The organism is Pseudomonas alliivorans, from assembly GCF_017826695.1.
Taxonomy (GTDB): domain Bacteria; phylum Pseudomonadota; class Gammaproteobacteria; order Pseudomonadales; family Pseudomonadaceae; genus Aquipseudomonas; species Aquipseudomonas alliivorans.
On sequence record NZ_JAFFZW010000005.1, the window covers coordinates 293558 to 306279 of the forward strand.

At 59.2% G+C, this 12722-nt stretch carries 11 protein-coding genes; 5 read left to right on the forward strand and 6 right to left on the reverse strand.

All coding sequences use genetic code 11. The annotated features are described in order from the left end of the window. Positions 1 to 171 precede the first annotated feature (171 nt). Positions 172 to 1659: a sodium/proline symporter PutP gene (gene putP / locus JTJ32_RS16075; RefSeq protein WP_210042620.1), complete on the forward strand. Its 1488-nt coding sequence runs from the start codon at positions 172 to 174 to the stop codon at positions 1657 to 1659. A gap of 82 nt (positions 1660 to 1741) precedes the next feature. Here putP and JTJ32_RS16080 read toward each other — a convergent pair whose 3' ends face one another. Then, complete coding sequence (locus JTJ32_RS16080; protein ID WP_099229445.1) at positions 1742 to 2413, reverse strand: polysaccharide lyase family 7 protein; 672 nt, start codon at positions 2411 to 2413, stop codon at positions 1742 to 1744. 317 nt (positions 2414 to 2730) lie between these two features. Between JTJ32_RS16080 and JTJ32_RS16085 the strand changes: the two genes are divergently transcribed. Genes JTJ32_RS16085 through JTJ32_RS16095 form a run of 3 tightly spaced genes read left to right on the forward strand, consistent with a single transcriptional unit; the run spans position 2731 to position 5744 of the window. Continuing rightward, positions 2731 to 4860, forward strand: a complete 2130-nt coding sequence (locus JTJ32_RS16085; protein ID WP_099229446.1) for a two-component system response regulator — start codon at positions 2731 to 2733, stop codon at positions 4858 to 4860. Between the two features lie 42 nt (positions 4861 to 4902). Then, positions 4903 to 5424: a YgjP-like metallopeptidase domain-containing protein gene (locus JTJ32_RS16090; protein WP_099229447.1), complete on the forward strand. Its 522-nt coding sequence runs from the start codon at positions 4903 to 4905 to the stop codon at positions 5422 to 5424. 23 nt (positions 5425 to 5447) lie between these two features. Next, entirely contained in the window at positions 5448 to 5744 is a 297-nt protein-coding gene (locus tag JTJ32_RS16095) for a winged helix-turn-helix domain-containing protein (protein WP_210042621.1), read from the forward strand. Positions 5745 to 5845: 101 nt separating this feature from the next. Here the strand turns inward: JTJ32_RS16095 and JTJ32_RS16100 are convergent, their stop codons facing one another. The 3 genes from JTJ32_RS16100 to JTJ32_RS16110 all read right to left on the reverse strand — a co-directional run bounded on the left by JTJ32_RS16100 (position 5846) and on the right by JTJ32_RS16110 (position 8143). Further along, positions 5846 to 6304 (reverse strand): GNAT family N-acetyltransferase, encoded by a 459-nt coding sequence (locus tag JTJ32_RS16100; protein ID WP_099229449.1) that lies wholly within the window; start codon positions 6302 to 6304, stop codon positions 5846 to 5848. 124 nt (positions 6305 to 6428) lie between these two features. Continuing rightward, positions 6429 to 7625, reverse strand: a complete 1197-nt coding sequence (locus JTJ32_RS16105) for an FAD-dependent monooxygenase (protein WP_210042622.1) — start codon at positions 7623 to 7625, stop codon at positions 6429 to 6431. A 74-nt stretch (positions 7626 to 7699) separates the two neighbouring features. Continuing rightward, positions 7700 to 8143, reverse strand: coding sequence for a MarR family winged helix-turn-helix transcriptional regulator (locus JTJ32_RS16110; RefSeq protein WP_210042623.1), 444 nt, complete (start codon positions 8141 to 8143; stop codon positions 7700 to 7702). A 321-nt stretch (positions 8144 to 8464) separates the two neighbouring features. Between JTJ32_RS16110 and JTJ32_RS16115 the strand changes: the two genes are divergently transcribed. Further along, positions 8465 to 9220 (forward strand): substrate-binding periplasmic protein, encoded by a 756-nt coding sequence (locus tag JTJ32_RS16115; RefSeq protein ID WP_210042624.1) that lies wholly within the window; start codon positions 8465 to 8467, stop codon positions 9218 to 9220. On the opposite strand, the gene yccS is transcribed toward JTJ32_RS16115, so the two are convergent. Together yccS and JTJ32_RS16125 are read right to left on the reverse strand one after the other, a co-directional pair. Then, on the reverse strand, positions 9183 to 11381 hold the full coding sequence (gene yccS / locus JTJ32_RS16120) for a YccS family putative transporter (protein ID WP_099229453.1): 2199 nt from the start codon (positions 11379 to 11381) through the stop codon (positions 9183 to 9185). The genes JTJ32_RS16115 and yccS overlap by 38 nt on opposite strands. A 114-nt stretch (positions 11382 to 11495) precedes the next feature. Further along, a complete protein-coding gene (locus JTJ32_RS16125; RefSeq protein ID WP_099229601.1) occupies positions 11496 to 12674 on the reverse strand; it encodes a BaiN/RdsA family NAD(P)/FAD-dependent oxidoreductase in 1179 nt (392 codons plus the stop codon). Positions 12675 to 12722 lie beyond the last annotated feature (48 nt).

Consider the following 12722-nt stretch of genomic DNA (forward strand, 5'->3'; position numbering starts at 1 on the left):
AGTTGTTTAATAGGATTCGTTCCCACGGTGCAACCGTAGTCATTGACCTTTCATTCGAATGAAGTGGACAGTCAGCGCGGTGTCGGGTGCAAGGGCGTGGGCAGGCTGAGTTTCAGTTGTCACCCCTTGGTCATCAGGTGCCAACATAAAAACAATGCCAAGGCAGAACTCATGAGTGTCAGTAACCCAACCTTGATCACGTTCGTGATCTACATCGCGGCAATGGTCCTGATCGGCTTGATGGCCTATCGCTCCACCAACAATCTTTCGGATTACATTCTTGGCGGGCGCAGCCTGGGCAGCGTGGTTACCGCCTTGTCGGCCGGTGCTTCGGACATGAGCGGCTGGCTGCTGATGGGGTTGCCGGGTGCCATCTACATGTCGGGTCTGTCGGAGAGCTGGATTGCCATCGGCCTGATCGCTGGTGCCTACCTGAACTGGTTGTTCGTGGCCGGTCGTCTGCGTGTGCAGACCGAGCACAATGGTGATGCCCTGACCCTGCCGGACTATTTCAGCAGCCGTTTCGAAGACAACAGCGGCTTGCTGCGCATCATCTCGGCTGTCGTGATCCTGGTGTTCTTCACCATCTATTGTGCCTCTGGCATTGTCGCCGGCGCACGGCTGTTCGAAAGCACCTTTGGCATGTCCTATGAAACCGCCCTGTGGGCCGGTGCGGCAGCGACCATCGCGTACACCTTCGTCGGCGGTTTTCTGGCCGTGAGCTGGACCGATACCGTGCAGGCCACGCTGATGATCTTCGCGCTGATCCTGACACCGATCATCGTGCTGCTCGCGACAGGCGGTGTGGACACGACCTTCCTGGCTATCGAAGCGAAGGATCCGACCAGCTTCGACATGTTCAAGAACACCACCTTTATCGGCATCATCTCGTTGCTGGCCTGGGGCCTGGGTTACTTCGGCCAGCCGCACATTCTGGCGCGCTTCATGGCGGCAGATTCCGTGAAGTCGATCGCCAGTGCCCGGCGGATCTCGATGGCGTGGATGATCCTTTGCTTGGGCGGCACCGTGGCCGTTGGCTTCTTCGGCATCGCGTACTTCTCCGCGAACCCGGATGTTGCAGGTCCTGTCACCGAAAACCCTGAGCGGGTGTTCATCGAGCTGGCCAAGCTGCTGTTCAACCCATGGGTTGCAGGTGTGTTGCTGTCGGCCATTCTTGCAGCGGTCATGAGCACGCTGAGCTGCCAGTTGCTGGTGTGCTCCAGCGCGCTTACCGAAGACTTCTATAAAGCCTACCTGCGCAAAGGCGCTTCGCAGCTGGAACTGGTCTGGGTCGGCCGTGGCATGGTGCTGTTGATCGCGATCATCGCCATTCTGCTGGCCGCCAACCCGGAAAACCGCGTGCTGGGTCTGGTGAGCTATGCATGGGCAGGCTTTGGCGCTGCGTTCGGTCCGGTGGTGCTGATTTCGGTACTGTGGAAAGGCATGACCCGTAACGGCGCGCTGGCTGGTGTGATCGTAGGTGCCGCGACCGTCGTGCTCTGGAAGCAGTTCAGCACGATGGGCCTGTACGAAATCGTTCCTGGCTTCATCTTCGCCAGTATCGCCATCGTGGTGTTCAGCCTGATCGGCAAGGGCGCTTCCGAATCGATGCAGGCGCGCTTCCTGGCGGCCGAGAAGGACTTCCAGGCCAACCGCTGATCCGCCACGTTTCAGCGTCCATAAAGAACGGCCCGTGCTCTGATGAGTGCGGGCCGTTTTCGTTTATGGAGTGGCGTGTCGTTCAGGTCTTGTTGTGGTCGATGTCCAGGTTGTAGAACGTGGCCTTGCCGCCTTCGCTGCTGTAGCCGGTGTGATCCTGGGTGTAGACGCCCGCCTTGAAATAAAGCGGCTTGTCTCGCCAGCTCGAGCTGATCTGGGTATCCCAGTTCACGTCCCGCGTGCTGACGCTCAGCTGGCCGCCTGGGCTCAGGTGGATGATGTACTTGAATTTCTCGTTGAGCGGCACGCCTTCGGCAATCTTGTAGACCTTGCTCTTATCGTCGTCGAAGCGTTTGCGCACCTTCACCACGATATCGCCCGCCTTGTCCTGTTCCTTGTACTGATACTCGACCTTGAGCATCGGCTCGGTACTTTCGTACGCATGTATCTGACCGATGACGATCTTGCCGGAAGAAGGCACCTGATCCACTTCCAGCGTGGCATTCAGGAAATTATCCGCATCGCCGTACATCCAGTTACGCAAAGTGCCGTCAGGCCAGGTTTCACGCAGCTCGCTGCGTGCGTATTTGGCGTTTTCGGTTTTGGAACCCGTAACAGGTGCCCAGAAAAAAATCGATTTTGAGGTGGATTCGAAGTATTTGCCGTCGTAACCCTTTACCAATTGTGAGGTCTCAATGGTCTTGGGTGGCGAGCCTACCGGAATGCTGAGTTGCCACGTCGCAAGATCTATCATTTTGGTCCATCCGAATATGTCTGTTTGCCAGCAGGGGAGGCCTCTAGCCAGAGGGTTTCAGCGTGGCTTTATACGGGTTGTAGGACAATTTGTTAATGCAAAATTGCCGGTTGAATGACGTCAAAGTGCTGTCACTTTTCCTACAGGGCAGTGTGGGTGGGGCCTACAGGAAATGACCGTTAGTCGGTTAATTGAAGTTTGATGATGGCAAACAGATAGCTAGCTTCTGCTTTTTCCAAGACACGGCTAGAGTTGATTTCATATGTATGGCGGTCTTCCTGAACTTCAGGCGTCGTACCACAGATTAGAGAAGCAGCATGGAACGCGCGCAATTCGGGCCAGCCGATGGCTCCTCAGTGTTACTGGTTGTAGATGACTATCCGGAAAACCTGGTCACGATGTGCGCTGTCCTGCAAAGGACGGACTGGCATATCGTCACCGCCAGTTCAGGCATCGAGGCCCTCACCATTCTGCTGGAGCAGGAGGTGGATCTGGTGCTGCTGGACGTGCAGATGCCAGGCATGGACGGCTTCGAGGTGGCCCGTCTGATGCGGGGCAGCCAGCGTACCCGTCTCACGCCCATCATCTTTCTCACCGCCAACGAGCAGAGCAAGGATGCGGTTCAGAAGGGGTATGCCAGCGGCGCGACGGATTACCTGTTCAAGCCCTTCGACCCGAACATACTCAAGCCCAAGGTTCAGACCCTGTTGGAGCAGCAGCGCAACCGTCGTGCACTGCAGGCTTTGTCGCAGGAACTGGAGTCGGCCCGAGCGTTCAATGCCTCGGTGCTGGCCAATGTGGCTGAAGGCATTCTGGTCGTGGATGAACAAGGCATTATCAGCTTCGCCAACCCCGCCATCTGTTTTCTGCTGAGCGCCACCGTCGAACAACTGTGTGGCACTCGGCTGCTGGATTACATTCAGGAGCCACAGGTCGCAGGCTGGCTGGATTCGGGTTTCTACAAGCACTATCGACGTGCCGATACCTATCGTGTGCATGACGCGATCCTGAGGACGACCGAGGGGCGTCAGTTGCCGGTCGCGCTGTCCTGCGCGGCGTTGCCTGCCGAGCAGAAAGCCATGGTCCTGACCGTTCTCGACATGTCAGTGGTGCGTGACCTGTATCAGCAATTGGAAAAGCAGGCCGTCACCGATGCCCTGACCGGGCTGCTCAATCGACGCGGTTTCTATCAGGCTGTCGAGGGCATGCTCGGGCGCAACGATCAGGTCGGCAAGTACCTCGTGGTGCTGTACATGGACCTCGACGGCTTCAAGCAGATCAATGACGCGCTGGGCCATGACGCGGGTGATGAGATTCTGCTCTGGGTGGCGGACCAACTCAAAGAAAGCATGCGGCCCTACGATGTTCTGGCGCGTATCGGTGGTGACGAGTTCACGGTGGTCATCGACGGGCTCGACTACCCCGAACAGGCAGCCAAAATCGCGGAAAAGCTGATCGAACGTGTCTCGGGTCGTCGGCATATCGACGGTGTTGAGATCAGCATGGGCGCCAGCGTCGGGATTGCCACCTATCCCGATTGCGGGGCCAACCTGGACGGATTGCTGCGCGCTGCGGATATCGCCATGTACGAGGCCAAACGGGCAGGGCGACAGCAGTACCGGTTCTATGACCAGAACATGAACGGCCGTGCCCGTTCGCGACTGATGCTGGAAGAAAGTGTGCGCACGGCCATCGACGGCAAGGATTTCTCGGTTGTCTATCAGCCTCAGATCCATGTGGCGGACGGCCGACTGCGCGGGTTCGAGGCGCTGTTGCGCTGGCAGCACCCTGCGGTGGGGGATGTCCCTCCGGCCTTGTTCATTCCGTTGCTGGAAGAAACCCGGCTGATCAACAAGCTGGGCAGCTGGATCTTCGATCAGGGCGCGGAGCAGCGGCAAGTCTGGAACGGCGTGTTTTCGTCCGATGTCGTACTGAGCGTCTGTGTCAGCCCCACGCAGTTCTGCATGCCTAATCTGGTGTCGGAACTCAAGCGCGCCATGGATCGGTTCGGCCTCAGGCCGGGTCAGCTGGAGGTCGAAATCACCGAAAGCTCGCTGGTGCACAACCTCTCACACAGCCACAAGCAGTTGGCCGAGTTGCATGACATCGGGGTACGGATCGCGCTGGACGACTTCGGTGTCGGCGAGTGCTCGTTGTCGCATCTGCGCAATCTGCAGTTGGACACGCTGAAGCTGGACCGGCATTTCGTGGCCAATATTCTGGGCTCGCCGCGAGAGGCTGCGATGGCGCGCAGCATCATTGATCTGGCCCGCAACCTCGACATGCTGATCATTGCCGAGGGCGTCGAGACCCAGGAGCAGTACCAGTGGCTGGCCGACAGCGGCTGCCAGGCCGTACAGGGGTTTTTCATCGCCCATCCGATGCTGGCGGAGGAAACGCTGCACTTCCCGGCACAGTTTGAGGTGCCAGGCTTGAAACGGGGCTGAGTGCGGTAGACTGGCGTCTTTTCAAGCCTGTGCCCCGACGTCATGACCAGCCACGCTCCACTCAAATACCTGCAGGCCTACCCTCAGGCGCTGCAGGATCAGGTGCATCAACTGATCGCGCAGGGTCGGCTTGCCGACTACCTGCAGCAACGCTACCCGGCGCGTCATCAGGTGCAGAGTGACAAGGCCCTGTATGCCTATGCGCTGGCGTTGAAGCAGGATCATCTGCGCAATGCGCCCAGTATCGACAAGGTTCTATTCGATAATCGTCTGGACCTGACCCATCGTGCGCTTGGCTTGCATACTAAAATTTCAAGAGTGCAGGGCGGCAAGCTCAAGGCCAAGAACGAGATTCGCGTGGCGTCGCTGTTCAAGGACGCGCCGCCGGAATTTCTGCAAATGATCGTGGTGCATGAGCTGGCGCACTTTCGTGAGTCGGACCATAACAAGGCGTTCTACAAACTGTGTGAACACATGCTGCCCGCTTACCACCAGCTGGAATTCGACTTGCGCGTTTACCTGACGTACCGCGACCTGCAATCCGCCTCTGGATCGATCACCTGAACAACGCATTGAAGGATACGACGATGGAGGTCAGCAAGACCAAAAGCAGTTTCTACCGCCGCCTTTACGTGGCGTACCTGATCGACTGTCAGCTCGCCAGCAGCGTCCCGGAACTGGAAAAAGTGACTGGCATGCCACGCCGCACCGCACAGGACACCATCGCCGCACTGGCTGATCTGGACATCCAGTGCGAGTTTGAACAACAGGACGGCGCCCGCAACCATGCCGGGCGATACCGCATCATCGACTGGGGCGCCATCGATCGCGACTGGATCACTCATCACCTGACCACGATCAAGGCGGTGTTGGGTTATCCGTGACGAAGCGTGCGTTCGCCGCGCTGCGGGTGGCTCGATCTACGGATATGGATTCTGAGATTCCGCCGCATAGCCAGTATTGACGCTGATGCAGATCGGCTGCCTCACTCCAGATCCCGACGCATGCCGATGTGGGGGATGTCGTCTTCCAAATAGACCTCGCCCACCGGATTGAAGCCATAACGGCTGTAGTAGCCCTGCAGGTGCGCCTGTGCTGACAGGTAGATGGGCTGGTCTGGCCATTTGCGTTCGGCGTGTTCCAGTGCCTGGACCATCAGCTCATGGCCGATGCCCTTGCTGCGAATCGAGGGTGCCGTGACCACGCGGCCGATGGTCACGTCGCCGCCTTGCTGGATAGGGTCGAGCAGGCGCAGGTACGCGACCAGTTGATCTTCCTGCCACGCCATCAGGTGGCAGGTGTCGCCTGTAAGGTCCTGTCCGTCGACGTCCAGGTACACACATTGCTGTTCCACCACGAACACCTCGGCGCGCAGTTTCAGCACGGCATAAAGCTGTTGGATGTTCAGCTCGGTGTGGTGTTTGCAGATCCATTTGATAGACATGTTGCCGACTCGCAGAGAAACCAGAAGCGAAGTCTAAACGCATCTGGCGTCATTCCCAATAAACGCTGGCAGATGGGCGAACAAGCGCGCGCGTTCGCGACCTGCCGTTCAAGCCTGCTGCCGGTTACCTGGCCTGATCGTTTGCGTAATCCGGCAATTTCACTTTTTCGGAGTCACGAAGAAATAGCCGTGAAAAAATCTTTCTCACTGAAGGTCTGCCCGCCAGCCGCATGGCACCACGCAGCAGCGCCAGTCCTCTGCGGGTGTGGGGCCAGAGCATGCGCGGGACGGCTTTCGGCAGGCCTTGTCCTTCCTTCACGAATGGTCGCATCACGCGGTCATAGGCTGCCAACGCAGCGGAAAGATCGTCTGTTTTCGACAGCTCACCCGCCAGCACATACCCTCCGACCACCGCCAGCGTCGTGCCGATGCCGGAAAGCGGCGTGGCGCACCATGCCGCGTCGCCCGTCAGAACGACGCGGCCGTTGGACCAGCGGTCCATCCTGACCTGACGCAGCACATCGAAGTAGAAGTCATCGGTTTTGAACATCCCGTCCAGAATGCGCGGAAAATGCCAGCCCGCATTGGCAAACTTCTCGGCCAGAAACTGCTTCTGGCGTTCTTGGCTCCACAGGTTTTCGCCTTCCGGTTTCTTCTGCATGCCCATGTAGACATGGACCCTGTTTCCCCGACCTGGCTTCAACGTCGCGCCGATGCCGCCGAGCGTGTTGTATTGCCGGGCAAACTCACCATCCTGTTCCGTTTTGGCAATGCCGAAGTAGGCGATGGTGATGTCCATCCAGCGGGGCGTGCTCTCTCCCGGGAACATCTTTTCGCGGGTGGGCGAGCCGACGCCTTCGGCAACGATCACCAGGTCGTAGCGTTCCTGCATGCCGCTGGCGAAGTTGACGGTTACGCCGGACGCGTCCTGTTCGAGCGTTTCAATGCGCTCGCCAAAACGATAGGTGGCGCGGGTGCTGGCAGGTACATAAATCATATGCGCGATGTCGCCGCGCATGATTTCCAGTTCAGCCGTCGGACCATCGCCGATGTCTTCGACGGCAAAGCGGGCAATGACGTTGTCCTGCTCATCGACCCAGTCAGTGCCTGCTTCGCCAGTATTGAGGGCGAGCGCCGCTTGCTCCAGATTCATGCGGCGCAGAACCTCTCGGCCTGCGCCGCGTACGTCCACGTTCTGGCCGCCATCACGAAAGGCGGGCGCCTTTTCGATGACGGTCACATCAAAGCCGTTACGCGAGAGCCACCAGGCGGTGGTGTTGCCTGCGACGCTTGCGCCGCTGATAAGAATTCGTTTGGGCATGAGAATGACTCCTAATGCCCGCACTTAATATCACGCATGATATAAAGTCAATCACTTGTGATATATGTTGCCCGTTATTCGAGATTGCCGATGAAGCGATGAAGCAGCGTTACGAGCGCTGTGGCCTCTTCAGGCGTAAATCCGTCAACACCGCGTGCATTGGTGTCCAGCAGGACCTGCTTGCCCACGGCCGCGATCTGTTTTCCTTGCTCTGTGATGCTGACCGTCGATGCCCGGCGATCCTCTGGCAGGGGCGCGCGCTCGACAAATCCTGCAGCCTCCAGCTTGTCCAGAATCGCCACCATGGCAGGCTGCTTGATGGCAGAGGCATGCACCAGATCGCGTTGAAGCATCGGGCCTCGCCATGACAGCCAGAGCAGGGGCCCCAGCAACGCCAGCGAGATGCCGTGAGGCCTGAGTGCGGCCTCGACGGCCCGGTTGAAAACGCGTTCAGCATGGTTGGCCAGATAGCCCGGAGCGACTGCGGCTTCGGGGTGGATATTTTCATCATTTCGCATGGGCGTACTTTTCGGAAATCGGAAACGCTTCGTCAGCTCTTGATCCGCGCTCGCGCAGGTCAAACAGCCCCGGTGTTCAAGGCTTGAAACTGTATACAGGGAGGCAATCCTATCGTGCTGGTGGGCATCGCAACAGCGGCCAGCCCGATCGTCTGCAAACGAGCCGATCCTGCGCCGCGACGAAGCAGGCATTGCTGCCTGTTTTTGACTTGTTTTATAGCGGTTTTGGGTCTTCACTCAGGGTCAGAGTCATCCTTATGAAGGGTGGACTCGCCGTTGTCAGATATCGACCCGGCAAGCTGTCCTTCCAGGAATCAAAGCATGCCGTACCTGCTTCGAGTGTTGGGGTTGCTGGTGATGTTGGCGATGGCATCCGCCAATGCCGGTGAAAGGCTGCGCATCGTTGCTGACCCTTGGCCGCCGTTCACCGACGCTCTGCTGCAAAACGGCGGGCTTGCGACCGACATTGTCAGCACCGCGCTCAAGCGTGCCGGCTACACGGTCGAGTATCAGCAGGCGCCATGGGCCAGAGCCCTGCTGGGCGTGAGCGAGGGGCGTCATGATGTGCTGGTGAATGCCTGGTTCAGCGAAGACAGAACGCTGATCGGGCAGTTTTCCCAGCCTTATCTGGTCAACCGCATACGCCTGCTCAAGCGAAAAGACTCGCCCATAACGCTCCTGAATCATCAGCAACTGCACGCCTACCTGATCGCGATCGTGCGCGGCTATGCCTACTCGCCTGAATTCGACAACGACCCGCTGTTGCAAAAGGTGCCGGTGCAGAATTTCTCCACGGCAATCCGCATGCTGGCGGCCGAGCGCGTGGACCTGGCGATCGAAGACGAATACGTGGCCCGCTACAGCCTGTCGCTGGAGGCGGAGGAAGTACGTGACCGGGTGGAATTTCTGCCCGGCTCAGTGAGCGAGAACGGCCTGCATATTCTGGTCAGTCTGAAGCACCCGAAGCATGCCGAGATTGTCGCGGACTTCGACCGGGAAATTGCCGCCATGAAAGCCGACGGCAGTTACGACGAGCTGTTCATACGGCATGGTCTGGGACAGCCTGCGGCGCTTTGATCAAATGAGCGGCGAGGGTGCGCAGAGGTGCCAGCTGGCGGCAGATCAGCGCGAGCTGTGTCTGCACCAGTCGCTGGCTTTCATCCATCTCTTCCGGAATCTGCTCAAGCTGCCCGGCCAGTGCCTCTTCTTCATCACTCTGCACGGCAACACTTTGTTTCTCGGCGAGACCGCGGGCAATTTCGTCGATGCTGGCGGCCAGTCTGGCGCCTGCGCCGTCGATGAGGTACTCGTGAACATCGCCGGGTAGCTGCGTGTCACGGTGCGCGCCCAGGCCGGACAGATAGCTCAGCAGCGTATGCGACAGCACCAGAAAACGGAATCCGACGTCGGCTTCCTTGCGGAAGTGTCCTGGCTCCATCAGCATGTTGGCCAGCGTCGTCGACAGCGCCGCATCGGCGTTATGTGCATTGCGTCGGGCCAGCCGATACGCCAGATCGTCGCTCTTGCCCTTGGCGTATTGCTGCATGATCTGACGCAGATAGATGCTGTTGCAGGTCAGGGTATTGGCCAGCACCTTGTTCAGGCGTCGACCCTGCCAGTCAGGCAGGAACAGGAACACCGCAAGCCCTGCGATCAGGCTGCCCAGCAGCGTATCGAACAGGCGTGGCAGGAACAGCCCGTAGCCATCGCCCACCTGATTGAAACAGAACAGCACCATGACCGTGATCGCAGCCGTCGACAGCGTGTAGCGCGTGGTCCGGTTGACGAAGAACACCACGCCGGCCAGCACTGCGCACATCGATTGCAGAATCGGGCTGGTGACCAGATCGAACAACACCCAACCGACGGTCAGACCGATGGCGGTGCCGATGATCCGCTGCCCGAGTTTGCGCCGGGTCGCGCCGTAGCTTGGCTGGCAGACGAAGACCGTGGTCAGAATGATCCAGTAGCCCTGCGAAGGATGAATCAGGTGCACCATCGCGTAACCGATCGTCAGGGCCAGCGGCAGACGCAGCGCGTGACGAAACAGCAGGGAAGTGGGCGTCATCTGCAGGCGCAAGCGTGTCCACACGTCCTTGAGGTTGCGCGGCGAGCGGTCCAGCAGGCTGCTGTCGGTGGCGTCGGCTAACGCATCCGGGTTGCTGGCGTCGCTGATCAACCGGTCCAGAGTGGTGAGGTTGGCGGCCAGGGCGCGCAACGAACGCAACAGCCCGCGCCAGGCCGGGTTGCTCTGGATGCGCAGGTGTTCGAGCGAGGCATGCAGGTCTTCCATGGCCTCGGCAAAGTTGGGGTCATAGACGAACGGCTGACGTAACTGGATGGATTCGGACAACGCCTCGCACGCACTGCCTTGCTGGCGCAGCAGACGCTGACAGCGGAACAGCACGTCGCTGTGGAAAAACGCGTCAGTCAACGAGTTGTAGGGATAGTGCGATGAGCTGGCGCGCTCATGGATGTCCTGGGCGATGAAATACAGCTTCAGGTAGCGGCTGACTTTCGAGCCCGGCCGACCGCTGCCGACCCGATGCAGAATGATCTCCTTGGTCGCGTTGAGTGCGGCGACCACCTTGCCGTTCTGCTGCGCCAGTTCAAGACGCCGGGCTTCCACGTTCAGGGTACGGATGGGCTCGAACAGCGTCGATTTGAGCTTCAGGTACTGTCCCAGCTCGCGGAACAACCTGGCCAGCGCCTGCTGCACCGGTTGGTTGGAAAACAGCATCTGCCACAGCACTGACAGCAGGCCGTACCATGCGGCGCCGGCCACCAGCAGCATCGGTTCATGCCAGAAATCCAGCACCTCTCCGCCGCGCTGGTCCACGCCTATCATGGTGTAGACCGACAGAATCAGCGTGCCGTAGGCAATCGCGCCGTAGCGCTCGCCCAGTGCGCCGAGCATGGTCAGGCAGAAACTGGCCAGCGCCAGCGAGCAGACGAACAGCCAAGGGTAGGGAAACAGTAATTCGACAGCGAGGGCGGCAACACTGAAACACACCAGCGTCACGGCCAGCGCGTTGAGGCGGCCTTGCCAACTGTCGTCGGTCTCGGCCAGGGCGCTGGCGATAATCCCCAGGAACAGCGGGATCAGCAAAGCCATTTCGTTCTGATACCAGCACAGCGCCATGCTGCCGGTCAGGGCAATGAAGACTCGAACGCTATAACTGAATTTATCCAGCGCCCACAAACGGCGGAAAGTATGACGAAGCGATTTCGATGCCATGAATAAGCTGACGGCCTTGTGCTCAATTAATCGATCCTGCAGGAGGATATGTACAGACCAAACGGCTGGCTGTACATCCGGCTCGCAAAATTTATACCGGCATTCAGTGTTGCGTCACACGTATTGCGCTGCAGCGTAGGCCGATGCCCACGCCCATTGGAAATTGAAGCCGCCCAGGTGGCCGCTGACGTCCAGCACTTCACCGACAAAATAAAGACCGGGCGATTTCAGCGACTCCATGGTCTTGGACGACACTTCACGTGTGTCGATCCCACCCAGCGTGACCTCGGCGGTGCGGTAACCTTCGGTGCCCGCCGGGATGACTTGCCAGCTCGCCAGCTTCGCGGCGATGTCGGCCAGTTCAGCGTGGGTGTACTGCTTCATCGGTTTGGACACGAACCAGTGCTCGGCGATCAGGTTGGCCATCTTCTTGGTAAAGATCTCACCCAGCAGCGTCTTCAGCTCGCTGTTGGGGCGCTCAGCCTGTTGTTGTGCGAGCCAGGCAGGCACGTCGTGATCGGGCAGCAGGTTGATTTCAACCGTGTCGCCGGGCTGCCAGAACGAGGAAATCTGCAGGATCGCCGGGCCGCTGAGGCCGCGATGGGTGAACAGTATGTTCTCGCGGAAACAGGTGTCGTTGCAGCTCACCAGACAATCCACCGAAGTGCCCGACAGCTCGGTGCACAATGCCTTGAGCTGATCGGTGATGGTGAATGGCACAAGGCCTGCGCGCGTTGGCAGAAGCGTATGGCCAAATTGTTTGCCGACCTGATAGCCGAACCCGGTCGCGCCCAGCGTCGGGATCGACAGTCCGCCGGTGGCGATCACCAGTGACTGGCAATCCAGCGTGCCGAGCGTGGTTTGCAGGCGGTAGCCCGAGTCGGTCTTTTCGATCTGCTGCACCGAGGTGTCCATGTGCAGGCTGGCACCGGCCTGACGGCACTCTTCCAGCAGCATTTCCAGAATGTCGCTGGACTTGTTGTCGCAAAACAGCTGGCCGAGCTTTTTCTCGTGATAGGGCACGCCATGTCTGGCGACCATCTCGATGAAGTCCCACTGGGTGTAGCGTGCCAGCGCCGACTTGCAGAAATGCGCGTTCTGCGAGAGGAAGTTGGCAGGCTCGGTGTACATGTTGGTGAAGTTGCACCGCCCGCCACCCGACATGAGGATCTTCTTGCCGGGTTTGTTGGCGTGATCGATCAGCATCACCTTGCGCCCACGACTGGCCGCGGTAAACGCACACATCAAACCTGCGGCGCCAGCGCCAATGATTACAACGTCAGTAACGGGCACAGCATGGTCCTCGGGAATCGACTGCATGGACGCCGCGCGTCCGCTTCT